The sequence below is a fragment of the Sphingopyxis sp. DBS4 genome (assembly GCF_024628865.1).
Classification (GTDB): domain Bacteria; phylum Pseudomonadota; class Alphaproteobacteria; order Sphingomonadales; family Sphingomonadaceae; genus Sphingopyxis.
The window spans coordinates 4,275,226-4,299,322 of sequence record NZ_CP102384.1 but is presented as its reverse complement, the minus strand read 5'-3'; the positions used below and the strand labels follow the sequence as shown (position 1 = coordinate 4,299,322).

Genomic DNA, 24,097 nt, shown 5'->3' with positions numbered 1-24,097 from the left:
TTTGCCGTTTCGCGCGCCGCCGGTCAATCCTTCGCCGTACCGCTCGCACAAAAAGCAGCTTGTCGCGGCGCGCGCGGCGCAATAGCGGCAAGGAGACAAGACATAGGGAGAGAGAAGCCGGTGTTCGATACGCTCAGCCTCGCCAGCCTGCCGGCCGCCGATGAAGCGATCCGGCCGGCGATTCGCGCGCTTGCGGCTGAAGCCGCCTCGTCGGCCGGTGCCGATCGCCGCGTCCGCTCGTGGCAGGGCTATGATCCCGCCTTCAGCCGTCGCCTCGGCGAGGCGGGCTTTCTCGGCCTCACGCTCCCCAAGCGCTATGGCGGGCACGAGCGCGGGCCGTTCGCGCGCTTCGTCGTCGTCGAGGAATTGCTTGGCGTCGGGGCGCCGGTCGCGGCGCACTGGATCGCCGACCGGCAGAGCGCGCCGCTGATCCTCAATTTCGGCAACGAAGCGCAGCGCGAATATTATCTGCCGCGGATCGCGCGCGGCGAAATCTTCTTCTGCATCGGAATGAGCGAGCCGGGGTCGGGCTCCGACCTTGCCAGTGTGCGTACCCGCGCGGCGCGCACCGAAACCGGCTGGCGCGTCAACGGGCAGAAGATCTGGACGTCGGGCGCGCCGCATTGCGACTATATGATCGCGCTGCTCCGCACCTCGGGCGGCCCCGAAGACCGCCACGCCGGGCTGTCGCAGCTCATCATCGACCTCAAGGCGCCCGGCGTCACCATCCGCCCGATCCGCGACCTTGCGGGCGACGAACATTTCGCCGAAGTCTTCTTCGAGGATGTCGATCTGCCCGCCGACGCGCTGATCGGCGAAGAGGGCGAGGGATGGAAACAGGTCACCGCCGAACTCGCCTTCGAGCGCAGCGGGCCCGAGCGCATCTATTCGAGCGTCGTGCTGCTCGACGCGTGGATCGCGCATTTACAGCGCACGGGGCGCCGCGACGATCCGGCGACCCTCGCGCTCGTCGGCGATTTCACCGCGCGGCTCGGCGTGCTGCGCGCGATGTCGATCGCCTGCACCGCACGGCTCGCGGCGGGCGAAAGTCCGGTGACCGAGGCGTCGCTGGTCAAGGACCTCGGCACCGCGTTCGAGCAGCAACTGCCGGCGGCCATCGGCGACGATCTGGCCGCGCATCCCGATGAGGCGGTCGATGCGGAGCTCTATCGCGCCCTGCTCTACGTCACCCATGTCGCGCCGAGCTTTTCGCTGCGCGGCGGGACGCGCGAGATATTGCGCGGGATCATCGCGCGCGGGATGGGGTTACGGTGATGAGCGAATTTCTCCTGCCCTTCGAACGGATGCTGGAAAATCTCTCGCCGCCCGCAGTGGTCCGCGCGGTCGAGGCGGGCGCCAGCGCCGACGCGCTGTGGGACGGCCTCGCCGAATCGGGTTTCCTCGATGCGCTGGTTCCCGAGGAGCGCGGCGGCGCGGGCCTGCCGCTCGCCGAGGTCGGCGCGCTGTGGCAGGCACTCGGCCGCCACGCCGTGCCGCTCCCGGTCGGCGAGACGATGCTCGCGCGCGCGTTGCTCGCCGACGCTCCCGACGGCCCGATCGCGCTCGCGACCGCGAAGCCGGGGGTCGGGATCGTCGTGCCCTTCGGCCGCGTCGCGCGCCATGTCCTGCTCGAAATCGACGGAACGCTTTATCTGGTCGATGCGGCGGGCGAGCCGACCGGCGTGCCGGGCAGTCTCGCCGCGCGGATGTGCTGGGATGCGGTTCCTTCGGCCAACGTCGGCACCGCTCCCGCAGGCGGCCTTCGCGCGATCGCCGCGATTCTCCGTGCCGCGCTGATCGCGGGTGCCGCCGACCGGTTGACGGCGATGACCGCCGCCTATGCCGGCGAGCGCGTCCAGTTCGGCAAGCCGATCGGCAAGCAGCAGGCGCTCCAGCAGCAGATGGCGGTGATGGCCGAGGATATGGTCGCGTGCCGCATCGCGGCCGCGCTCGGCTGCGCGGGCGGCCTGCCGCCAAGCCTCGCCGCCGCGGCGACCGCCAAGTCGGTGACGAGCGCCGCCGCCGTCCGCCTCGCCGCGACCGCGCACGCGGTCCACGGCGCGATCGGGATCAGCGAGGAATATGACCTCCAACTCTACACTCGCCGCCTGCACGAAGGACGATTGGCCGACGGGTCGGAAAGCTATTGGAACCGCCTGCTCGGCGCCGCACGTCTCGGCGACGCGCGCGGGTCGGTCGATTATGTGCGGGAACTCCTCTAACCCCCGTTTCCGTCATCCCGGCGAAGGCCGGGATCTCCCCCTATCGCCATGACGTACCGGCGAGATCCCGGCCTTCGCCGGGATGACGAGGTAAGAGCCTTCTTACCGCGGTTCAGCGCGCCGACTCCAGGATCGTCTCCATCGCGACGAAGGTCGAGGTGCTCGCGACATGCGGCAGGCTCGAAATCTTCTCGCCGAGCACGATGCGATAGCGACGGATGTCGGGGGTGCGGACCTTGAGCAGATAGTCGAAGCTGCTTGCGATCATATGGCATTCCTCGACCTCGGCGATCTGTCGCACCGCCGCGTTGAACTGCCGTAACGCTTCCTCACGGGTATCGGACAATTTCACTTCGGCGAAGGCGACATGGTCGAGCCCGACCTTTGCAGGATCGACGATCGCGCGAAAGCCGGTGATCAGGCCGCTCGCGACCAGCCGCTTGACCCGCTGCTGGCACGGTGTCTTCGATAGCCCGACGCGCTGCGCGAGGTCGGTGTAGGTGATCCGCCCGTCGCGCCCCAATATGCTCAATATCTTGCGGTCGAACTCATCCAGTTCGACTACGGATCGATCAATTTTCATATAATCAGACTAAGATAGATAAATAATTTGGTCAAAATATAAATCTGAAAACATATATGAAGTCAGATCGACTGTACCGGATATGCTATGGCAGTGGCATGACCCAGCCCTCCGACCGCGCCGCGCTCCGCGCCCTCGCCCGCCGCTCCGAAACCGACATCGTCGCCGATCTGCGCGCCGATCTCGCGCGTTCGCCTGCCACAGTCGCCGCGACCACCGCGCGCGGGCTCGCGCTGATCCGCAAGGCGAAGGCCGAGGGCGACCGCGAGACGCTCGTCGCGCAGCTCATGAACCGCTACCGCCTGTCGACCGAGGAAGGCGTCGTGCTGATGTGCCTCGCCGAGGCGCTGCTCCGCGTCCCCGACAGCGCGACCGCCAACGCGCTGATCCGCGACAAGATCGCCGGGCGCCACTGGAAAGAAGGCGAGGATGAGGACAGCCCGCTGATCGTCGCGCTCTCGGCGCGGGGACTGTCGCTGGGGTCGGCGACGCTGATGCTCGATGCGCTCGGCAGCAAGGCGAATCCGCTGACCCTGCTCAAGGCGATGATCCGCCGCTCGGGCGAGCCGGTGATCCGCCAGGCGGCGCTCGCGGCGATGAAGATGCTCGGCCAGCAGTTCGTGATGGGCGAGACCATCGACGCCGCGGTCAAGCGCGCCGACAAGGACAAATCGGAACTGGCAAGCTTCGACATGCTCGGCGAGGCGGCGCGCACGGCTGAGGACGCGGCGCGCTATTACGACAGCTATGCGAATGCGATCGCGCGCATCGGCCGCAAGGCAAAGGCGGGCGACCCCTTCGCCAACCACGGCATCTCGATCAAGCTGTCGGCGCTCCACCCGCGCTACGAGTATCTGCAAGGGCAGCGCGTCCGCGAGGAGCTGATCCCGCGCGTGATCGAGCTCGCCCGCGCCGCGCGTGACGTCAACATCCCGCTGATGATCGATGCCGAGGAAAGCGACCGGCTCGAACCGCATATGGACGTCTATGGCGCGCTGATCGACGCCGGGATCGCCGACGGCTGGACCGGGCTCGGCATCGTCATCCAGGCCTATCAGAAGCGCGCGCCGGAGGTGATCCGCTGGGTCGCCGATCGCGCGCGCCAGCGCGGCGTCAAGCTGTCGATGCGGCTCGTCAAGGGCGCCTATTGGGATACCGAAATCAAGCGCGCGCAAACGCTCGGCCTCGGCGATTTTCCGGTGTTCACCGCGAAAAACCATACCGATCTCAACTACATGCAGTGCGCGCAGATATTGCGCGAGGCGCAGGATTGCATCTTCCCCGCCTTCGCCAGCCACAATGCGATGACGCTCGCCTTCGTCGCCGAACTGTTCGCGGGCGCCGATTACGAGCTGCAGCGGCTCCACGGCATGGGCGAAGGCGCGCATGACGCGATCACCCTGCTGTCGCCGCCGCCGCGCCCGGTGCGCGTCTATGCCCCGGTCGGCACGCACCGCGACCTGCTCGCCTATCTCGTTCGCCGCCTGCTCGAAAACGGCGCGAACAGCAGCTTCGTCCATCAATTCTCCGACCCCGACGTGACTGCCGAGGAACTGGCGGTCGATCCGCGCAGCATCGCGAGCTCATCGTCGAAAATTCCCACCGGCCTTCAGCTTTTCGATCCCGCTCGGCGCAACTCGCGCGGCTATGACCTAGGCGATCCTGGTGTGCCCGAGGGTCTGGTTGCCGCCATCGCCAAGGCGCGACGCGGCGATCTGGTCGCGGCGCCGATCGTCGGCGGCGCGGTACTGGGCGGCCAGCACGAGCCGGTCCGCAATCCCGCGACCGGCGCCATCGTCGGGCAGGTGATCGAGGCCGATGCGAAGGCGGTCGATGCCGCCGTTGCAGCGGCGCGCAAGGCGCAGAGCGACTGGAGCCTCGCCGGGGGCGCCTTCCGCGCCGAACGGCTCGAACGCGCCGCCGACCTGCTTGAAGAGTGCGACGCCTTCTTCCTCGGGCTCGCGATCGACGAAGCCGGCAAGACGCTCGTCGACGCCATCGCCGAGGTGCGCGAGGCGGCCGACTTCCTGCGCTATTACGCCGCGCAGGCGCGCGCCGACTTCACTTACCCCATCGCGCTTCCCGGCCCAACGGGCGAACGCAACGAACTGATCCTCGAAGGCAAGGGCGTCTTCGTCGCCATCAGCCCGTGGAACTTCCCGCTCGCCATCTTCCTCGGCCAGGTGTCGGCGGCGCTTGCGGCGGGCAACGCGGTGCTCGCCAAGCCCGCCGAGCAGACCCCGCTCATCGCGCACGCCGCGATCGAGCTGCTGCTCGAAGCAGGCGTTCCTGGCGACGTGCTCCACTATCTGCCAGGTCGCGGCGAGACCGTGGGCGCGGCGCTGACGAGCCATGACGCCATCATCGGCGTCGCCTTCACCGGCTCGACCGAAGTCGCGCGCGCGATCAACCGCAGCCTCGCCGGGCGCGACGGCCCGATCGCGACGCTGATCGCCGAGACCGGCGGTGCCAACGCGATGATCGTCGATTCGACCGCACTCCCCGAACAGGTCGCGCGCGACGCGGTCGCCTCGGCCTTCCAGTCGGCGGGCCAGCGCTGTTCGGCGCTCCGTCTCCTCTGCGTGCAGGAAGATGTCGCCGACACGATGATCGCGATGGTCGCGGGCGCGATGGCCGAGCTGAACGTGGGCGATCCCGCGCTCCTCGCGACCGATGTCGGCCCGATCATCGACGCGGAAGCACGCGCCAATATCGCCGCCTATGTCGCCGAGGCGCGCGCGGCGGGCCGGGTGATCGCCGAGGCGGGACGAACGAACCTCCCAGCGGACGGTCATTTCGTGCCGCCGGTGATGATCCGCCTCGACCATGTCACCGATCTGAAGCGCGAAATCTTCGGCCCGGTGCTGCATGTCGCGACGTGGAAGGGCGGCGAACTCGACGCGCTGATCGATGCGATCAACGCCTCGGGCTATGGCCTGACGCTCGGCGTTCATACGCGCATCGACGGGGTTGCAGCGCATATCGCGGCGCGGGCTGAGGTCGGCAACGTCTATGTCAACCGCAACCAGATCGGCGCGATCGTCGGCTCGCAGCCGTTCGGCGGTCGCGGCCTGTCGGGAACGGGGCCGAAGGCGGGCGGCCCGCATTACCTCCACCGCTTCGCCGAGGAAAAGTCGATCTCGACCGACATCACCGCCGCGGGCGGCAATGCGGCGCTGATGGCGGGTTAGGGTGTGATCGACTTCAATTGAAAAAGCCCCGTGCGCCCGCGAAGGCGGGAGCCCATCTCCGTTCGGTGCCAGTTTGAACCGGTCGGAGATGGATCCCCGCCTTCGCGGGGACACATTTGTGTTTGGCTCAAGGTTCAATCACGCGCCGGTCGAAAATCCGCCGATGGAGCGGTAGGATTTTCCAAAGACCGCGAGGCCCGATACAGAGTGGACGGCTGTCCCAGGCGATACGCCCGAAGCGTCTCGCGGCGTGTGCCACGGCGACCTCTTATATGGTTCCCCCAGCAGCGCGGTGGTTATAACCGTTTTGGAGTTATTCGCCAACGGCAATCATGCCCCCGGGACTCCCAGCATCTGCGCCTGCGCCTTCAGCCGCGTGGCGGCGTCCGGATTGGCAGCGATGCCGTCCTTCAGCGCCTGCGCGGCCTTCGCGGTTTCGCCCAGCGTCATGCGGCTGCGCATCAGCATGATCCAGCGGTCGACATTCGCCGGATCGGCCTTCAGCTTGGCTTCCAATCCGCTCACCATGCCTTCGATCATCGCGTCCTGCTGGCCCTTGGGAAGCTGCGAGGCGGCTTCCATGTCGGCGCGGCTCGGGCCGGGGATGGCGCGTGCCGCGACCGGCATCTCCTCGGGCTTCAGCGGCCGCGCCTGCGTGTTCATCAGCCGCGCGCCGACGTCGATCTTGTGGATCGCCGCGACCTGTTCGATCGTGCGGCGGAGATCCGCTTCCCACGGCGCGCCCTGCGGCGTGTCGGCGAGCAACGCGAACCAGTCCTCGATCGCGCCCTTGTGGTCGCCGCCGATGTCCTTCTTGACCGCGAGGAAATAGCGCGCACGCGGATCCTTCGCATCGAGCGCGATCGCCTTGTCGAAGGCTTCGAGCGCCGCTGCGGGCATCGGATCGCGCGCGCTTGCCATCACGCGCGCTTCGCCGAGCGCCGACCACAGTCCCGCCGACTCGGGCGAAAGCGCCGTCGCCTTCTCGTAAGCGGCGGCAGCGCCGGGATAATCACTCATGTCGAACCGGGCCGCGCCGAGCGCCGTCCACGCCGCGGCGCTGTTCGGTTCGCGCGTCGTGCGCGCTTCGAGCGCGGCGAGCTGGTCGTCGGGGGATGCGGTGGCGCCGACCGGCGCCGGCGGCGTGGAAGCGGCGGAATCGCGCCAGATTGCATAGCCTACCGCCCCCGCCAGCAACAGGAAGGCGGCGATCAATATCGCCCGATTGACCCCGCCGAGCCCTCCCGCCATCTTCTTGCTCTCGTTCATCTTTGTCCCCGTCCTTGCCCACCCGGCGGCGCGCCGAAAAACATCGCCGCCCTGCGCTCGCGTCTTGCCTTTGCTTCGCGATGGTGTAGCCTTTCACCCGCGAGGTCGGTCAACGATAAAATCGTCAGTGGGGTCGCGCCGATTTTCCCAGGCAATAGGGGGAGGGGTGCATGGCAGTTTCGGATCATGTCGACTTTTCGACGTTCATGGAAGGCGTGAAGCGGCGCAACCCGGGGCAACCCGAGTTCGTTCAGGCGGTTCAGGAAGTGTCCGAGGACATTTTCGATTTCATCGCCGACAAGGAAGAATATCACGCGCAGCAGATATTGCGGCGCATCGCCGAACCCGACCGGGTCGTCTCCTTCCGCGTCTGTTGGGAGGATGATAACGGCAATATCCGCGTCCAGCGCGGCTGGCGCGTCCAGAACAACAATGCCATCGGCCCCTATAAGGGCGGCATCCGCTTTCACCCGTCGGTGACCGAAAGCGTCCTCAAATTCCTGGCGTTCGAACAGACGTTCAAGAATGCGCTCACCGGCCTGCCGATGGGCGGCGGCAAGGGCGGGTCGAACTTCAACCCCAAGGGCAAGAGCGTGCGCGAGATCATGCGCTTCTGCCAGAGTTTCATGACCGAGCTTTATCGCCACATCGGCGCCGACATCGACGTTCCCGCGGGCGACATCGGCGTCGGCGGGCGCGAGATCGGCTATATGTTCGGTCAGTACAAGCGCATCACCAACGAATTCACCGGGGTGCTGACCGGCAAGGGCCTCGAATGGGGCGGCTCGCTGATCCGCACCGAGGCGACGGGCTATGGCGCGGTCTATTTCCTCGCCAACATGCTCGCCGCCAAGGGGCAGGATCTCGTCGGCAAGAGCGCGGTCATCTCGGGCTCGGGCAATGTCGCGACCCACGCCGCCGAAAAGATCGTCCAATTGGGCGGCAAGGTGCTCACCCTGTCCGATTCGGGGGGCTTCATCCACGATCCCGACGGCATCACCCAGGACAAGATCGACTGGGTGAAGGCGCACAAGACGCACCGCCGCGGCCGGATCGAGGATTATTGCGCCGAGTTCAAGAGCGCGAGCTTCACCGCCGGCAAGACGCCGTGGGGCGTCCCGTGCGACGTCGCGCTGCCGTGCGCGACGCAGAACGAGCTGCTCGGCGCGGATGCCAAGACGCTCGTCGCCAACGGCTGCATCGCGGTCAGCGAGGGCGCCAACATGCCGACCAACCTCGAAGGCGCGCATCACTTCCGCGACGCGAAGATCATGTTTGCGCCGGGCAAGGCCGCCAATGCCGGCGGCGTCGCGGTGTCGGGCCTCGAAATGAGCCAGAACAGCGGCCGCCGCGCGTGGAGCGAGGGCGAGCTGCAGCAGATGCTCAAGGACATCATGGACGGCATCCACAAGAGCTGTCTGACCTATGGCGATCGCGGCGACGGCTATATCGATTATGTGAAGGGCGCGAATATCGCGGGTTTCAAGAAGGTTGCCGACGCGATGCTCGCTTTCGGGGTTGTGTGATCAGAGTCTAGGCGCAAAAGCGTCAGGCGGGAAAAGGGGACACAGGGCATGACGACCGACGCGATAGCGAGGCGCGGCGAGCGACCATGGGCGGCCATGGGTGCGCTCGCGCTTCTTTTGCTCGCGTTGATCGTCGCGGCGCTCGTCTCCGCCCCGCCTGCGCGTTCGCAAGGCGAGGGCGGCGCGCGCTATGTCGGGGTGGCCTCCTGCGCCGGATCGACCTGCCACGGCCGGATGGAAGGCGACGGCACTGTCGTCCGCCAGGACGAGTTGATGAAATGGCAGGAGCCCTCAACTCCCGGCGGCGCGCATAGCCGTGCCTGGGCGGTGCTGCAGGGCAGCCGCAGCCAGTTCATCGCGCGCAATCTCGGCATCGGCGATCCGGCAAGGGCGCCGATGTGCCTCGGCTGCCACAGCACCGCGGGGACGGCGCGCGCGGTGCCGGCCGAGGACGGCGTCGGCTGCGAATCGTGCCACGGCCCGGCGGGCGGCTGGATCGCCAGCCATTATGCCGGGATCGCCGCCACCGCCGACCCCGACCGCGAAATGCGCGAAAAGCATCTCGCCAACCTGCGCGCGGGGCTTCGCAAGCTCGAGGATCCGGTGGTGCGCGCGGGCGTCTGCGTCGATTGCCACTTCGGCGCGGCGGGCGAGGGGCAGTTCGTCACCCACCGCATCATGGCGGCGGGCCATCCGCGCATCTCGTTCGAGCTCGATCTCTTTTCTTCGCTCCAGGCGCATCATCACGAAGACAGTGATTATGGCTGGCGCAAGTTCGGCGCCGCCAATGCGCGCACCGACCATGTCCAGATGTGGGCGGTGGGACAGGCGACCGCGCTCGAACGCAGCCTGTCGCTCTTCCAGTCGCGGCGCGGGACCGAGGGGATGTTCCCCGAATTCTATTTCCTCGACTGCCATAGCTGCCACCGTCGCATCTACGACCAGGCGAAGCCGGTGAAGACCAGCGTCGACAATCCCGGCCGTGCCGCGCTTCCCGAAGGCATGCCGCCCTATAATGACGAGAATCTGATCATGCTGGCGGCCGCCGCGCGCGTCGCCGCGCCCGCGCTTGCCGAGCAGCTTGCGGCGCGCACCGCGGCGTTCCACAAGGCGATGACCATCGACCGCGCGAGTGCGGTCGCCGCCGCGGCCGAACTCGGCCAGACCGTGTCGGCGCTCAAGAGCGCCTTCGCATCGCGCGGTTTCTCGGGCGCCGACGCCTTCACGCTGGTCGATGCGATCGCGGCAAAGGCGTCCGCCGACCGCTTCACCGACTATACGGGATCGCAGCAGGCGGTGATGGGGATCGACACCTTGCTCAACGCGATGGTCTCATCGGGCCGGGTCACGGTCGGCGCCGCAGCCGGAATCCGGGCCGACATCGACCGCGCCTATACGTCGGTCAAGGACCCCAACCTCTATAAACCCACCGATTTCCAGACCTCGTTCGGCAGCGCGGTCGGCGCGATCCGGGCGCTGCGGTAAAGCGATATGCAAAGCAAATCCCATCTCTTCCGTTCGGCGGCCTTTGCCGCGATCGGCTCGCTTCTTCTTGCCTCGTGCGGTGGAGGCGGAGGCGGCGGCACGCCGACCCCCACGCCGACGCCCACCCCGACCCCCACGCCCACCCCCACGGGCGGGCTCTATACGCCGCCCGCCGCCGAATCGCTGAGCGTCGCCGAGGTGCAGACGGTGCTCGCCAACGCGATTTCGGAAGCGCAGGCGCGCGGTCTGCCGTCGGTGATCGCGGTGACCGACCGCGTCGGCAACGTCCTTGGCGTTTTCCGCATGACCGGCGCGCGCGCGACCGCGACGACCGCGCCGGCGCCGAACGGCGTCAATATGGACGCGCAGAACGTCACCTTCCCCGCCGAGGGCGGCGCGATCGCCAAGGCGATCACCGGCGCTTACCTGTCGAGCGGCGGCAACGCCTTTTCGACCCGTACCGCGAGCCAGATCGTCCAGCAGCATTTCCCGCCCGCGCCGACCACCGTCGGCCTCGAAAGCGGGCCCTTGTTCGGCGTGCAGTTCAGCCAGCTTCCGTGCAGCGATTTCTCGTCGCGCTTCGGCGCGGCCGGTGCGGCGGCGATGATCGGGCCGAAACGCTCGCCACTCGGCCTCGCCGCCGATCCCGGCGGGCTGCCGCTCTACAAGAATGGCGTGCTCGTTGGCGCGGTCGGGGTGATGGGCGACGGGGTCTATGGCCTCGACACCAATATCCTCGACGTCGATGACGATGCCGAGGAATTTATCGCGCTCGCGGGCACGCGCGGGTTCGAAGCGCCGGCGGCGATCACCGCCGACAAGATCAGCGTCGACGGAACCAGCCTGCGCTTTTCCGACGCGACCGCCGCGGGGCTGAAATCGAGCGGCGGCGCGAGCTTCGCGTCGCTGAACGGCACCGCGGGCAATCTCGTCGCGGTCCCCGGCTATGCCAATGCCGCGATCAGCGCTGGGGCCGCCTATGGCAGCGAGGCGTCGGGCGTCCGCGCCTCGACCACCGCCGAATTCGCGAACCGCGACGCTTTCGTCTTCACCGACGGCAGCGGCGCAAACCGCTACCCGATCCGCGCCGGCACCGACGGCGCCGCGAACAGCGCCCCGCTCACCGCCGCCGAGGTGCGCGCGCTGCTCGAGGAAGCGTTCACGGTGATGAGCCGCGCGCGCGCGCAGATCCGCAAGCCGCTCGACAGCCGCGCGCAGGTGACGATCAGCGTCGTTGATACCTTCGGCACCCCGCTCGGTATCGTTCGCGCGCCCGATGCGCCGATCTTCGGCTCCGACGTGTCCTTGCAGAAGGCGCGCACGGCCGCTTTCTTCTCGAACGCGCAGGCGGGAGCGGAGCTCAGCGCCAATGCGAGCGCCGACATCCGCCAGTTCGTCACCGCGGTGCGCAGTTTCCTGAACGACCAGACGGTGCTGACCGGCACGCTCGCCTTTCCCGACCGCGCGGGCGGCAATCTGTCGCGGCCCTATTTCCCCGATGGCGAGGTCGGCCGTCCGAACGGTCCCTTCTCGCGCCCGATCGCGCAGTTCAATCCCTTTTCGACCGGGCTGCAATCGGCGCTGATCATCGGCAACATCGGCCAGCATGTCGGCTTCTTGCAGAACAAGAACGCCGACACGCCGGCGCGCTGCACGACCCTGCCCGACGCCCGGCCGGGGCAGAACCGGCTGCAGAACGGCATCCAGATCTTCCCCGGATCGGTGCCCATCTATCGCGGCAATCAGCTCGTCGGCGGGATCGGCGTGTCGGGTGACGGCATCGATCAGGACGACATGATCAGCTTCCTCGGCGCGCACAATGGCGGCGCGCGTTTCAGCGGCCCCGGCGCCATCGGCAATGCGCCGAAGGATATCCGCACCGATACGGTCGTCGTGACGCTGGCGGACAATACAAAGGTGCGCCTGCGCTATGTCAGTTGCCCCTTCGCGCCGTTCCTCGACACGTCGAAGCAAAATGTCTGCGACGGGCTGTAGATGAGCATCGAAGTCAGCCTTTGGCCGATTATCGCGACGCTCGCGGCGCAGGGCGCGCCCGCGGCTGAAGTGCCGCCGCCGCCGCCCGCCGCCGATCCGCCCGCGACCGACCAAGGCGCCGCTACTGCGCCTGCCGACCAGCCGCCGGCCGAGGAACTGACCCCGCCCCCGCCGCCGGTCGACTGGCAGCTGATGGTCAATGACGATCTCGTCACCCAGATCATCGAGGGCCGCCGCCGCCCCGGCTATACCCCCGACCTTCCCGACCAGTTGACGCAGGACAATGTCGGCGCGCTGCGTCCACCGCCGCCGCAGGCCTTTCCGGGAATCGAGGACCAGCTTCCGATCCCCGACCGCTGGCGCCTGATCGAAAGCCTGGGGGTGGTCAAGGAACGCTGGTTCGATCCCTATCACCAGAATACGCTGAAGGGCGACCGGCCGATCGATCGCAGCAAGGTCAAATGGCTGCCGATCAACGGCGACGACTGGTTCTTCGTCCTCAACGCGATCTCGGACACGGTGTTCGAACCGCGCACCTTCCCGATTCCGGTCGGCGTCCAGACGACGTCACGGCCGGGCAGCCTCGACGTCTTCGGCAAGAATCGCAGCTTCGTGCTGTCGCAGACGTTCATCGGCGGGGTCGCGCTGATCAAGGGCAACACTGCCTACAAGCCGCCCGATGTCGAATATCGCCTGACGCTTGCCTATAACGCCAATTATGTCGACGTGCCCGAACGGCGCGTCCTCGACGTGCGCCCTTCGAAGAAGAGCCATCGCTTCGATCATTTCATCGGCGTGCAGGAAGCCTTCATCGACAAGCATCTCGGCAACGACAGCGACCGCTATGACTTCCACTCGATCCGTATCGGCATTCAGCCGTTCCAGAGCGACTTCCGCGGTTTCCTGTTCAACGACAGCCAGCTCGGCGTCCGCCTGTTCGGGAACCGCGACAACAACCGCTTCCAATATAATGTCGCGGCCTTCTGGCGGCTGGAAAAGGACACCAACAGCGGCCTCAACGACATCACCCAGACGCCGCGCGACGATTTCATCTTCACCGCCAACCTCTATCGCCAGGATTTCCCGTTCGTCGGGCTGACCAGCCAGGTCAGCGTGACCTATAATATGAACCGCGAAAAGAATGACGTGCAGATCGACCACAACGGCTTTCCGGTGCGGCCGGCCTTGCTGGGGACGCTGCGCGGGCGCGAATATGACGTCACTTATCTGGGCTACAGCGCCGACGGGCGGATCGGGCGGATCAACGTCACCGCCAGTCTCTACGCCGCGCTGGGCGAGGACCGGAACAGCTTCTTTACCGACAAACCTGCGAAGATCCGTGCCGGCTTCGCCGCCGCCGAACTCAGTTACGATCACGACTGGATGCGCTTCCGCCTCTCGGGTCTCTACGCCAGCGGCGACCGTGATCCCTATAATAATACCGAGGGCGGCTTCGACGCGATCTTCGAGAATCCAATCTTCGGCGGCGCCGACACCAGCTACTGGATCAGGCAGACGATCCCCTTCGCGGGCGGCGGACGCGTCATCTCGATCAACGGCCGCAACGGCATATTGAACTCGCTGCGCTCGTCGAAGGAAGAGGGGCAGTCGAACTTCAACAACCCCGGCACCGTCTTCGTCGGGGCGGGCGGCGATTTCGACCTGTCGCCGCAGATGCGCGTCAGCGTCAACGCCAACCACCTCTGGTTCGACAATACGAAGGTGCTCCAGAATCTGCGCGTCGAGGGCTCGATTCCCAAGGATATCGGCTGGGACCTCTCGATCGCCAGCATCTGGCGGCCGAAGGCGACGCAGAATATCGTCGGCCGCCTCAGCGCCGCGGTTCTTCTGCCCGGCAAGGGGTTCAAGGATTTGTTCGACAACAAGGAACGCGACAAGGCCTATGTCTCGATCCTCGCCAACCTGATCGTGAGTTTTTAGACCATGGCGCGCAAGCTCTTCGCCCTTCTTGCCTTCGTGCTGATGATGGCGGCGGTCGGCGCGCAAGGCGTCCGCGCCTCCGAAGAGGAAAAGCCGGTCCAGGTGACCTATCGCTTCACTCCGCCCGCGCCCAAGGAGCAGAGCGAGGCGGACATGCAGACGAAGTCGGAGGGCTGCTATAGCTGCCACGTCCGCACCGACCTGCCGACGATGCACAAATCCCCGGCGGTGCGGCTCGGCTGCACCGATTGCCACGGCGGCGATTCGACCTCGCCCGCCGCGTTCGGCAAGCCCGAACTCGGTTACGACAGCCCCTATAATCTCGCGGCCAAGAAGGTCGCGCATCCGCAGCCGACGCTGCCCGGCGCATGGGGCGACAGTCCGGCGAACCCCAAGCGAAGCTATACCTTGCTCAACAAGGAAGCCCCCGAGTTCATCCGCTTCGTCAACCCGAGCGACTATCGCGTCGCGCGCGAGGCGTGCGGGTCCTGCCACCTCGAGGTGATCGAGGCGGCCGAGCGCTCGCTGATGTCGACCGCGGCGATGTTCTGGGCGGGCGGCGCCTATAACAACGGCATTGTCCCGTTCAAGAATTCGATCTTCGGCGAGGCTTATACGCGCGACGGCAAGGCGGCGTGCCTGCTCTCACCCTCGTCGCGGCTGACCGCCGAACAATATAAGCAGGCGTGCGATCCGGCCTTCGGCTTCGACAAGATATTGACCGATGCCGAAAAGAAGCGCGGCGCGCTCGCCAAAGTCTATCCGCTGCCGCGCTGGAACGTCACCCCGCCGAGCGACGTCTTCCGCGTCTTCGAGCGCGGCGGGCGCAACATCGGCACCCAATTCTCCGAAATCGGCCTGCCCAACCCGACCGGCAGCATCCAGCGGCTCGAGGAACCGGGACGCCCCGACCTCAAGCAGTCGAACCGCGGTCCCGGCACCGGGCTGCGCGTCGCGATCGCGATCCTCAACCTCCACAAGACCCGCCTCAACGACCCCTATATGTGGTTCATGGGCACCAACGACCAGCCGGGCGACTATCGCCATTCGGGCTGCGCCGGGTGCCATGTCATCTACGCCAACGACCGCGAGCCGCGGCACAGCCTGATCTATGCGCAATATGGCCGCGACGGCGAGACCGCGACGGTCGATCCGACGATCGCGGAGCGCAAGTGGAAGCCCGATGCGGACGGACACGGCGGCGGCCACGACGCCGCCGGAAGTCACGCGCCCGACGCCAGCGAGCATGGCGCGCTCGTCGATCCCGCCGCCGCGGCGGCCGGACCGCAGGTGAAGCCGGTCAGGGAAAGGCTCGAATCGGGGCATCCGATCGGCCACGCCTTCACCCGCGCGATCCCGACCTCCCAGTGCATGACCTGCCACATGCACCAGCCGAACATCTTCCTGAACTCCTACCTCGGCTACACGATGTGGGATTATGAATCCGACGCGCCGCAGATGTGGCCGGGACCGAACAACACAGCGCCGCGCCCGCCGGGGATGAGCGACGAGGAGTATCAGAAGACCTACAAGCAGCAGCATTATCCGACCGCGGCCGAGGTTCACCAGGCGCTCGAACGCAATCCCGAGGGCGCGAATCCGCGCGGCCTGTGGTCGAACGTCGAGTTCCTGCGCGACGTCTACGACATCAACGACACCAACCAGAACACCCAGTTTGCCGACTATCACGGCCACGGCTGGAACTTTCGCGGCATCTTCAAGCGCGATCGGAACGGCAATCTGCTCGACGCCGACGGCAATATGTCGACCTACGGCACCGACACCGCGCATATCGTCGATCCCAAGGATCCCGAGAAATGGCGCAAGAGCTGCGACCATTATGAGGGCGCGAAGGAGCGCGAACTTTGCCTGTCGAGCGCCGATCCCGGCAAGCCGGGGGTCGAGGGCAAGTTCGTGCCCCCCGGCCTCAACCCCGGCAAGACCGTCCATATGATGGACATCCATGCCGAAAAGGGGATGCAGTGCGCCGACTGCCACTTCGCGCAGGACGCGCACGGCAACGGCTATATCCAGGGCGAGGTCGCGAACGCGATCGAGATCAGCTGCAAGGACTGCCACGGCACCGCCGATGCCTATCCGAATCTGCTCACCTCGAACGTCGCGGCGCGGCCGCAGGGCACCAATCTGGCGCTGCTGCGCAACATGGACGGCCGTCGGCGCTTCGAATTCCAGTATAATGACGATGGCGAGGTCACCGGGCTGATCCAGCGCTCGATCGTCGATCCGAAGCTCGAATGGCAGGTCAGTCTCGTCAAGCAGTCGGTGACGCCGGGGCCGCATTTCAACGCCAAGGCGGCGCGCGCCAAGCTGATGTCGCGGTCGGGCGCCGACGACGGCAGCTTCGCCTGGGGGCCGGGAGTTCCGAAGGAGGATCGCGCGCACGGCGACGACCGCATGACCTGCTTCACCTGCCACCTGTCGTGGACGACGAGTTGCGGCGGTTGCCATTTGCCGATCGAGGCGAACTGGAAGACCAAGATGCATCATTTCGAGGGCGAGGAGACGCGCAACTTCGCGACCTACAATCCGCAAGTGGCGCGCGACGAGATGTTCCAGCTCGGCCGGCACATGCTCACCAAGCCTGGCGAACCCGACGCGGACGGCAATCCGCGCGGCATCATCACCCCGGTCCGATCCTCCTCGGCGCTGATATTGTCCTCGACCAACATCAACCGCGAACGCATCTATGTGCAGCAACCGCCGATCTCGGCCGCGGGCTTCTCGAGCCAGGCGTTCGCGCCGCATTTCCCGCACACGGTGCGCCGCCAGGAAACCAAGCAGTGCACCGACTGCCATCTGTCGGCGGCCGACGACAATAATGCGATCATGTCGCAGCTCATGTTGATGGGCACCAATTTCGTCAATTTCGTCGGCCTCAACGTCTGGTCGGGGCAGGAGGACAGCTTCCAGGCGACCCGCGTCACCGAATGGGAAGAGCCGCAGGCGGTGATCGGCAGTTATCTGCAGAAATATGCCTATCCCGACTATTGGAACCTGCACGTCAACCAGAACGGGCGCGAGCTCAAGAATTGGGTGCGCGGCAAGACGTTCGACAAGAAAGTGTCGGGCGAAAGCAAGTCGCTCGAGGAATTCCGCAACATCGTTCAGGGGACGAGCGGCCGGGTGAACTGCCTCCAGCAGCGCGGCGAATATATGTTCGTGGCGGAGGGCAAGGGTGGCTTCCGCGTCTATGACGTCGCCTCGGTCGGCAACAAGGGCTTCTCCGAACGCATCGTCCGCGCGCCCTTCTCGCCGCTCGGCCACGACACGCACGTCAAGACCACGAACGCGACCTGCATGGCGATCGGCACCAACCAGCCGATCAGCATGGAACGCAACGACAATATCCGGAAGAATTTCCCCGAGAATCACGAGCAGGCGCTGCACCCGCTCTATCGCTACGCGGTGATCACCGACAGCGTCGAAGGTCTGATCCTCGTCGACATCGACACGATGGCCGACGGCGAATTCCGCAACAACCGGCTGACGCGGGCGCTGACCTGGAACCCCGACAATGTCCTTGCCGGGGCGCGGCACGTCACGCTCGCGGGCGATTATGCCTATATCACCACCGACGCCGGGCTCGTCGTCGTCGACCTCTCGACCCCGCTGGAGCCCAAGGTCACGGCGCAATTGCCGCTGAGCGACGCGCGCGCCAGCGCGGTGCAGTTCCGCTACCTCTGGGTCACCGATGCCGAGGGCGTCAGCCTGTTCGACATCACCCATATGGACCGGCCGGTGCCGGTGCCGAGCGGGGCGGTGCGGCTTGCCGATGCGCGGAAAATCTATGTCGCGCGCACCTATATGTATGTCGCGGCGAAGCAGGACGGGCTCGTCATCGTCGACGTGACGCGCCCCGCGGCGCCGATCGTCTGGCCGGGACTGACCTTTGGCGGCGCGATGAACGATGCCGAGGATGTGATCGTCGGATCGACCAACGCCTCGCTCTTCGCCTATGTCGCCGACGGGCGGAACGGCATCAAGGTGCTCCAGCTCACCAGTCCCGACAATCCGGGCCTCTACGGCTTCTCGCCGAAACCGACCCCCGAGCTGATCGCCTGGGCGAAGACCCCGTCGCCGGCGCTCGCGCTGTCGAAGGGCCTCGACCGCGACCGCGCGGTCGACGAGACCGGCGGCCAGATCGCGATCTTCGGCCGCGTCGGCTCGCGCCCCTTCACGCGCAGCGAGATGGAGAAATTCTTCCTGAACAGCAAGGGGCTGGTCTACAAGGTCAGCGATGCGGTCGACCAGAGCGCGTGGCGCCCGCCGCTGGCTTATCCGAACTGAAGGTGACGGCAGCTAACGGGCTGAAGTCGGCCTATCTTACATCGTTATCCCGGAATTGATCCGGGATAACGGGGGTCTGCAATCGACCGATAGACGACATTCGATAATATAACTTCGTCATTCCCGCGAAAGCGGGAACCCAGTGTGGGATCAGCCTACGCACGCTCTGGGTTCCCGCTTTCGCGGGAATGACGAAGGTGGGGAGTGTCCGCTCCCCACCTCAAAACCGACCGCTTTGACCGCCTAAAGCCGCTCCGCCTGCACCACGCTGTCCGACGCGCGCAGTGCCGACAGGATGCGCATCACATGCTGGACGTCGCGCACCTCGACGACGACGTCATAGGTGTGGAAATCGCCTTCGCGGTTCGACAGCCGCAAATTGGTGATGTTCGCCGAATTGGCGGCGAGGATGCCCGACATTTCGGCGAGCGTTCCGGGCTCGTTGAGGATGACGACGCAAAGGCGCGCGTTGCCGCCTTCGCTATCCTCCTGCCAGCGAAGGTCGATCCAGTCGGCATCGACTCCGTCGGCAAGGCTCGGGCAGTCGATGACATGCACCTCGATCCCCTCGCCGGGGCGCGACAGGCCGACGATGCGGTCGCCGGGCACCGGGTGGCAGCAGTCAGCGAGTTGATAGGCGACCCCCGGCGTCAGCCCCGCGATCGACACCGCGGCGCCCTGGACGAGCTTGCCGGGCTTGCTCTTCATGTCGGCGGTGATGCCGGGGACCAGCGCCTCGAGCAGCGCATTGTCCGACACGCGCTGCTTGGCGATCGCGACATAGAGCGCGCTGTCGTCTTCGATCTTCAGCCGCGTCAGCGCCGCGGCGCGCGCCTTGTCGCCGACCTTGTTCGGCAGGCGGCGGGCGATCTCGTCGTACATCTTGCGCCCGAGCGCGGCGAGTTCGACCTTCTCCTTCGAACGGACGTGGCGGCGGATCGCGGCGCGGGCCTTGCCGGTGACCGCGAAGCCCAGCCAGGCAGGCTGCGGCGTCTGCTTGTCGGAGGACAATATCTCGACCGTGTCGCCGTTCGCAAGCTGGGTGCGCAGCGGCACCAGCCGGCCGTTGACTTTGGCCCCGACGGTGCGGTCGCCCAGCCCGGTATGGACGGCATAAGCGAAATCGACCGGCGTTGCGCCCTTGGGGAGCTGATGCAGACTTCCCTTCGGGGTGAAGGCGAAGATGCGGTCCTGATACATCGCGATGCGCGTATTCTCGAGGAACTCGTCGGGATCGTGCGTCTGTTCGAGGATTTCGAGCAGGTCGCGAATCCACCCCGCCTGTCCGTCGGGCGCCGCGCCGCCCTGTTTATAGGCCCAATGCGCCGCCAGCCCGAACTCGGACTGCTGGTGCATGTCCAGGCTGCGGATCTGGATCTCGATCCGCATATTCTGCTGGTGCATGATCGTCGTGTGCAGCGACTTGTAGCCGTTGCGCTTGGGGGTCGAGATATAATCCTTGAAGCGCCCCGGCACCATCTTCCACTTGCCGTGGATCAGCCCCAGCGCGGCATAGCAGTCGGCGGTCGTCGGGGTGACGATGCGAAAGGCGATGATGTCGGTCACCTGCTCGAAGCTGACGTGGCGTTCCTGCATCTTGCGCCAGATCGAATAGGGATGCTTCTCGCGCCCCGACACCTCGGCCTCGATCCCGTGTTTCGCGAGCAATTCCTTGAAATCGCGGCTGATCGCGGCGACCTGATCCTTGCCCCCCGCGGTCAGCTTGGCGAGGCGGCCGGTGATCGTCGCATAGGCCTCGGGCTCGAGCTCGCGAAAGGCGAGGAGCTGCATCTCGCGCATATATTCATACATGCCGATCCGTTCGGCGAGCGGGGCATAGATGTCCATCGTCTCCCTGGCGATGCGGCGGCGCTTGTCGGGATTCTTGATGAAATGCAGCGTCCGCATATTGTGCAGCCGGTCGGCGAGCTTGACCAGCAGCACGCGGATGTCGTCGGACATGGCGAGCAGGAATTTGCGCAGATTCTCGGCCGCGCGCTCGTTTTCGGTCTGCGCCTCGATCTTGCTCAATTTGGTGACGCCGTCGACGAGGCGGCCGACGTCGCTGCCGAACAGCCGCTCGATCTCCTCGGGCGTCGTCAGCGTGTCTTCCAGCGTGTCGTGGAGCAGCGCGGTGACGATCGTCTCGCTGTCGAGGTGAAGATCGGTCAAAATGCCCGCGACCTCGACCGGATGGCTGAAATAGGGGTCGCCCGAGGCGCGTTTCTGGCTGCCGTGCTTCTGCACGGTGAAGACATAGGCGCGATTGAGTAGCCCCTCGTCGACGTCGGGATCATAAGCGCGCACGCGCTCGACAAGTTCATATTGCCTCAGCATCGCTATCAATGTCGTTCATGCGGACTTAATTGCAATGCGAAATTTGCTGTCGCGTCTTCGCGAACCCCCGCAATTTTGACAAAGCCTGCTAGAAGCATCGTTCGTGGTCGCCTGCATCGAAAAGGCCGCCGACTCCAGGGAGCGGGCGGCCTTCCAATGGTCCGGGCGAGAGAAAGAGGGGAGAAGCGCCCGACCGGACGGCTATTTGCCGTTGCAGCGCGCGAGGTCTTCGGCCGTGATCGCCGCGCCGTCGACCGTGAAGCTCTTCACTTCGCCGGCTGCGCGGGCGAGGCTCGCGCACATGATCAGCGGGCGGCTCGTCCCGCGGCCGGCAACGCAACTGGCGCCCTCGCAGGCCCATACGACATCGCGCGCGACGAATTTGGCCTTCGGTGCCGGATTGGCGAGTTCGGCGCGATAATAGGCGCTGCTCGCCGCGCCGGCGGCAACCGGCGCAAAAGCGGCAGCGAGAAAGGGCAGCGCAAACGCCGCTGTTGAAAGCTTCGACATGGGGAGTCCTCCTGTTTTCCTGGGCAGCGCAAAGCGTTGCACGATGCGATGTAGGACATGAGTTGCAAATTGCAACGGACGCCATATATTTTTTGTGCGGGGGGCGATTTTACGTTAGTGCTAGGCTCATGGGAAAATTACGCGAACCGTTGAACGACATTTACGGCAATAATTGCGCGCTGCCGCTCGCGCTCGAGGCGATGGGCGAGCGCTGGTCGTTCATGATCCTTCGCGCCGCCTTCAACGGCGTCCATCATTTCGAGGAGTTCCAGCAGGAGCTCAGCATCGCGCGCAACATATTGTCGAACCGGCTGTCGAAACTCGTCGACCATGGCATCATGGAGCGCGAGGTGATGGCCGAGGATCGTCGCAAGGTGCTTTATCAGCTTACGCAGAAGGGCGTCGAACTGCTGCCCGCGATGATCGCGCTGCGCCAGTGGGGCGAAAAATGGGGCGCCGGCGTGGCATCGACCCCGGTGCTCGTCGACACGACCGACGAGCAGCCGATCGGCCCGGTGACGATCACCGCGCACGACGGCCGGCCGCTCGGCTATGGCGAGCTGGTGTGGAAGCATCGCTCGGAGCTGCAGCCGCTCGGACAGGCGCGCGTACGGATGGCTCCGGTCGCGGCCGAATGACCCCCGGCGCCGCGCGCACGCTTCGCATTTCAATCCCCGGAGGCTGACGATGGCGAGCCAGCCAGCATCGCGGCCGGCGTCGATGCCGCTGTTCGGATTTTCCTCGCCCGGCCCCTTTTTCGGCAACAAGGTGCGGGCGTTCTGGAACCTCCAGTTCCTGGGCTGGGCCGCTTGGCTCGGCCTGCGCGGGGTGTCGGGACTCGCCAACGGCCAATCCCTCACCTTTCTCATCCCGCAGGTGATTTCGGCGATCACCGGCTTTTCGCTGACGCTGATCCTGTCGGTCTGCTATCGTGCCCTGATCAGTCGGCGTCCGATCCTGATGTGGGGCGTCAGCTTCGGCCTCGCGGGGCTGGCGACGATGCTCTGGGCGTTCATCGACGCGTGGGTCTCGCAGATCCAGAATCCGGCGAGCGAAGCGGGCTTCACCAGCCTGCTGCTCGGCGCGATCTATATCGACGCGACCTCGCTCGGCGCCTGGTCGGCGCTCTATTTCGCGATCAACTATTTCCTCCAGCTCGAGGAGCAGAACGACCGGATGCTGCGGCTCGAGGCGCAGGCCGCCTCGGCGCAGCTCGCGATGCTGCGCTATCAGCTCAATCCGCATTTCCTGTTCAACACGCTGAACAGCATCTCGACGCTGGTATTGCTCAAACAGTCCGAACCCGCGAACGCGATGCTCTCACGCCTGTCGGCTTTCCTGCGCTACACGCTCGCCAACGAGCCGACCGCGCAGGTGACGCTGGCGCAGGAGGTCGAGACGCTGAAGCTCTACCTCGATATCGAGAAGATGCGCTTCGAGGACCGGCTGCGCCCGCACTTCAACATCGATCCCGCCGCGCAGCGCGCGCGGCTGCCGTCGCTGCTGCTCCAGCCGCTGATCGAGAATGCGATCAAATATGCCGTCACTCCGCAGGAGGAGGGCGCCGATATCACGCTCTCGGCTCAGCTTGCCGGTGAAAAGGTTCGGATTACCGTGTCCGACACGGGGTCGGGATTGTCAGAGGGGGCGGTCGATCCCACCACGGGCGCTGCAACGGAATCGACCGGTGTGGGTTTAGCCAATATCAGGGACCGGCTGGCGCAGGCTTATGGCGATCAGCAACGGTTCGAGGTGCAGTCGGGCGCCGATGGCGGCTTCACGGTTATTATCGAGATTCCGTTCCAGCCCGACGGACAAGTGACGATTGGAACCGAACGCACATGACGATCAGAACCATCCTGGTGGATGATGAAAAATTGGCGACCCAGGGCCTGCAACTGCGGCTCGAAGCGCACGGAGATGTCGAAATCGTCGACACCGCCCAGAACGGCCGCGAGGCCATCCGAAAGATCAAGACCCACAAACCCGACCTCGTCTTCCTCGACATCCAGATGCCGGGGTTCGACGGCTTTTCGGTCATCCAGGGATTGATGGAGGTCGAGCCGCCGCTCGTCGTCTTCGTCACCGCTTATTCGGACCACGCGATCCGCGCCTTCGAGGCGCAGGCGGTCGACTATCTGGTCAAGCCGGTCGAACCCGAACGGCTCGCCGACGCGCTCGACCGCGTACGCCAGCGACTGGCCGAAAAGCGCGGCGTTGCCGAGGTCGAGCGATTGAAGACCGTGCTCGCCGAGGTCGCCCCCGACGCGGTCGAGGAATATGACGCCGAAACCGCCGCCGAAGCCCCCGCCGCCGACCGCTATGAGAAGATGATCAACATCAAGGATCGCGGCCAGATTTTCCGCGTCGACGTCGACAGCATCGAGCGGATCGACGCCGCGGGCGACTATATGTGCATCTATACCGCCGACAACAGTCTGATCCTGCGCGAGACGATGAAGGATCTGGAAAAGCGGCTCGACCCGCGCAACTTCCAGCGCGTCCACCGCTCGACGATCGTCAACCTGTCACAGGTCAAGCAGGTCAAGCCGCACACCAACGGCGAATGCTTTCTCGTTTTGGGTTCGGGCGCGCAGGTGAAGGTCAGCCGCAGCTATCGGGATGTGGTCGCGCGCTTCGTGCATTGATTGGACTCGCACGAAGCCACGAAGCCACAAAGAATTCCAAACACCGTTCGCCCTGAGCCTGTCGAAGGGCCGTTCTTTCATT

15 protein-coding genes are annotated in these 24,097 nt (G+C 65.8%); 11 read left to right on the top strand and 4 right to left on the bottom strand.

What is annotated here, in order from left to right; all coding sequences use genetic code 11:
• The first annotated feature begins 120 nt into the window (after window positions 1-120).
• Window positions 121-1,275 carry an acyl-CoA dehydrogenase family protein gene (locus NP825_RS20560; protein WP_257547214.1) on the top strand — a complete coding sequence of 385 codons (1,155 nt, stop codon included), beginning with the start codon at window positions 121-123 and terminating at the stop codon, window positions 1,273-1,275.
• Window positions 1,275-2,222: an acyl-CoA dehydrogenase gene (locus NP825_RS20555; protein WP_257547212.1), complete on the top strand. Its 948-nt coding sequence runs from the start codon at window positions 1,275-1,277 to the stop codon at window positions 2,220-2,222. Before NP825_RS20560 ends, NP825_RS20555 begins: the two co-directional genes overlap by 1 nt.
• Before the next feature lie 112 nt (window positions 2,223-2,334).
• Here NP825_RS20555 and NP825_RS20550 read toward each other — a convergent pair whose 3' ends face one another.
• On the bottom strand, window positions 2,335-2,805 hold the full coding sequence (locus NP825_RS20550; protein ID WP_257547210.1) for an Lrp/AsnC family transcriptional regulator: 471 nt from the start codon (window positions 2,803-2,805) through the stop codon (window positions 2,335-2,337).
• A gap of 98 nt (window positions 2,806-2,903) precedes the next feature.
• Between NP825_RS20550 and putA the strand changes: the two genes are divergently transcribed.
• Window positions 2,904-5,996, top strand: coding sequence for a bifunctional proline dehydrogenase/L-glutamate gamma-semialdehyde dehydrogenase PutA (gene putA, locus NP825_RS20545; RefSeq protein WP_257547207.1), 3,093 nt, complete (start codon window positions 2,904-2,906; stop codon window positions 5,994-5,996).
• Window positions 5,997-6,326: 330 nt separating this feature from the next.
• Here putA and NP825_RS20540 read toward each other — a convergent pair whose 3' ends face one another.
• Window positions 6,327-7,265 (bottom strand): tetratricopeptide repeat protein, encoded by a 939-nt coding sequence (locus NP825_RS20540; RefSeq protein ID WP_257547205.1) that lies wholly within the window; start codon window positions 7,263-7,265, stop codon window positions 6,327-6,329.
• A gap of 170 nt (window positions 7,266-7,435) precedes the next feature.
• On the opposite strand from NP825_RS20540, the gene gdhA reads away from it, so the two are divergent.
• Genes gdhA through NP825_RS20515 form a run of 5 tightly spaced genes read left to right on the top strand, consistent with a single transcriptional unit; the run spans window position 7,436 to window position 18,520 of the window.
• Window positions 7,436-8,791 (top strand): NADP-specific glutamate dehydrogenase, encoded by a 1,356-nt coding sequence (gene gdhA, locus NP825_RS20535; protein WP_257547203.1) that lies wholly within the window; start codon window positions 7,436-7,438, stop codon window positions 8,789-8,791.
• A 48-nt stretch (window positions 8,792-8,839) separates the two neighbouring features.
• Window positions 8,840-10,276 (top strand): cytochrome c family protein, encoded by a 1,437-nt coding sequence (locus NP825_RS20530; protein ID WP_257547201.1) that lies wholly within the window; start codon window positions 8,840-8,842, stop codon window positions 10,274-10,276.
• A gap of 6 nt (window positions 10,277-10,282) precedes the next feature.
• Window positions 10,283-12,271, top strand: coding sequence for a heme-binding protein (locus NP825_RS20525; protein WP_257547199.1), 1,989 nt, complete (start codon window positions 10,283-10,285; stop codon window positions 12,269-12,271).
• Window positions 12,272-14,212 carry a hypothetical protein gene (locus NP825_RS20520; protein WP_257547197.1) on the top strand — a complete coding sequence of 647 codons (1,941 nt, stop codon included), beginning with the start codon at window positions 12,272-12,274 and terminating at the stop codon, window positions 14,210-14,212.
• Between the two features lie 3 nt (window positions 14,213-14,215).
• Window positions 14,216-18,520 (top strand): hypothetical protein, encoded by a 4,305-nt coding sequence (locus NP825_RS20515; protein ID WP_257547195.1) that lies wholly within the window; start codon window positions 14,216-14,218, stop codon window positions 18,518-18,520.
• A 243-nt stretch (window positions 18,521-18,763) separates the two neighbouring features.
• Here the strand turns inward: NP825_RS20515 and NP825_RS20510 are convergent, their stop codons facing one another.
• Together NP825_RS20510 and NP825_RS20505 are read right to left on the bottom strand one after the other, a co-directional pair.
• Entirely contained in the window at window positions 18,764-20,857 is a 2,094-nt protein-coding gene (locus NP825_RS20510) for a bifunctional (p)ppGpp synthetase/guanosine-3',5'-bis(diphosphate) 3'-pyrophosphohydrolase (RefSeq protein WP_257547193.1), read from the bottom strand.
• Window positions 20,858-21,058: 201 nt separating this feature from the next.
• Entirely contained in the window at window positions 21,059-21,367 is a 309-nt protein-coding gene (locus NP825_RS20505) for a hypothetical protein (protein ID WP_257547191.1), read from the bottom strand.
• 128 nt (window positions 21,368-21,495) lie between these two features.
• Here NP825_RS20505 and NP825_RS20500 point away from each other — a divergent pair, with 128 nt between their 5' ends.
• From NP825_RS20500 to NP825_RS20490, 3 genes are all read left to right on the top strand, one after another.
• The gene (locus NP825_RS20500; RefSeq protein WP_257547189.1) at window positions 21,496-22,005 is read left to right on the top strand and encodes a helix-turn-helix domain-containing protein; all 510 of its coding nucleotides are present in this window, start codon (window positions 21,496-21,498) and stop codon (window positions 22,003-22,005) included.
• A gap of 82 nt (window positions 22,006-22,087) precedes the next feature.
• Complete coding sequence (locus NP825_RS20495; protein WP_257551575.1) at window positions 22,088-23,212, top strand: sensor histidine kinase; 1,125 nt, start codon at window positions 22,088-22,090, stop codon at window positions 23,210-23,212.
• Complete coding sequence (locus tag NP825_RS20490) at window positions 23,209-24,015, top strand: LytTR family DNA-binding domain-containing protein (RefSeq protein WP_257547186.1); 807 nt, start codon at window positions 23,209-23,211, stop codon at window positions 24,013-24,015. The genes NP825_RS20495 and NP825_RS20490 overlap by 4 nt, the downstream gene beginning before the upstream one ends.
• The last annotated feature ends 82 nt before the right edge of the window (window positions 24,016-24,097 follow it).

Excerpts from the sequence above, each read along its gene's own strand:
- NP825_RS20520 (WP_257547197.1), top strand. The coding sequence starts at position 12,272 with ATGAGCATCGAAGTCAGCCTTTGGCCGATTATCGCGACGCTCGCGGCG.
- NP825_RS20505 (WP_257547191.1), bottom strand. The coding sequence starts at position 21,367 with ATGTCGAAGCTTTCAACAGCGGCGTTTGCGCTGCCCTTTCTCGCTGCC.
- NP825_RS20510 (WP_257547193.1), bottom strand. The coding sequence starts at position 20,857 with ATGCTGAGGCAATATGAACTTGTCGAGCGCGTGCGCGCTTATGATCCC.
- NP825_RS20490 (WP_257547186.1), top strand. The coding sequence starts at position 23,209 with ATGACGATCAGAACCATCCTGGTGGATGATGAAAAATTGGCGACCCAG.
- putA (WP_257547207.1), top strand. The coding sequence starts at position 2,904 with ATGACCCAGCCCTCCGACCGCGCCGCGCTCCGCGCCCTCGCCCGCCGC.
- NP825_RS20495 (WP_257551575.1), top strand. The coding sequence starts at position 22,088 with ATGCCGCTGTTCGGATTTTCCTCGCCCGGCCCCTTTTTCGGCAACAAG.
- NP825_RS20550 (WP_257547210.1), bottom strand. The coding sequence starts at position 2,805 with ATGAAAATTGATCGATCCGTAGTCGAACTGGATGAGTTCGACCGCAAG.
- NP825_RS20540 (WP_257547205.1), bottom strand. The coding sequence starts at position 7,265 with ATGAACGAGAGCAAGAAGATGGCGGGAGGGCTCGGCGGGGTCAATCGG.
- NP825_RS20525 (WP_257547199.1), top strand. The coding sequence starts at position 10,283 with ATGCAAAGCAAATCCCATCTCTTCCGTTCGGCGGCCTTTGCCGCGATC.
- NP825_RS20500 (WP_257547189.1), top strand. The coding sequence starts at position 21,496 with ATGGGAAAATTACGCGAACCGTTGAACGACATTTACGGCAATAATTGC.
- NP825_RS20530 (WP_257547201.1), top strand. The coding sequence starts at position 8,840 with ATGACGACCGACGCGATAGCGAGGCGCGGCGAGCGACCATGGGCGGCC.
- NP825_RS20555 (WP_257547212.1), top strand. The coding sequence starts at position 1,275 with ATGAGCGAATTTCTCCTGCCCTTCGAACGGATGCTGGAAAATCTCTCG.
- gdhA (WP_257547203.1), top strand. The coding sequence starts at position 7,436 with ATGGCAGTTTCGGATCATGTCGACTTTTCGACGTTCATGGAAGGCGTG.
- NP825_RS20515 (WP_257547195.1), top strand. The coding sequence starts at position 14,216 with ATGGCGCGCAAGCTCTTCGCCCTTCTTGCCTTCGTGCTGATGATGGCG.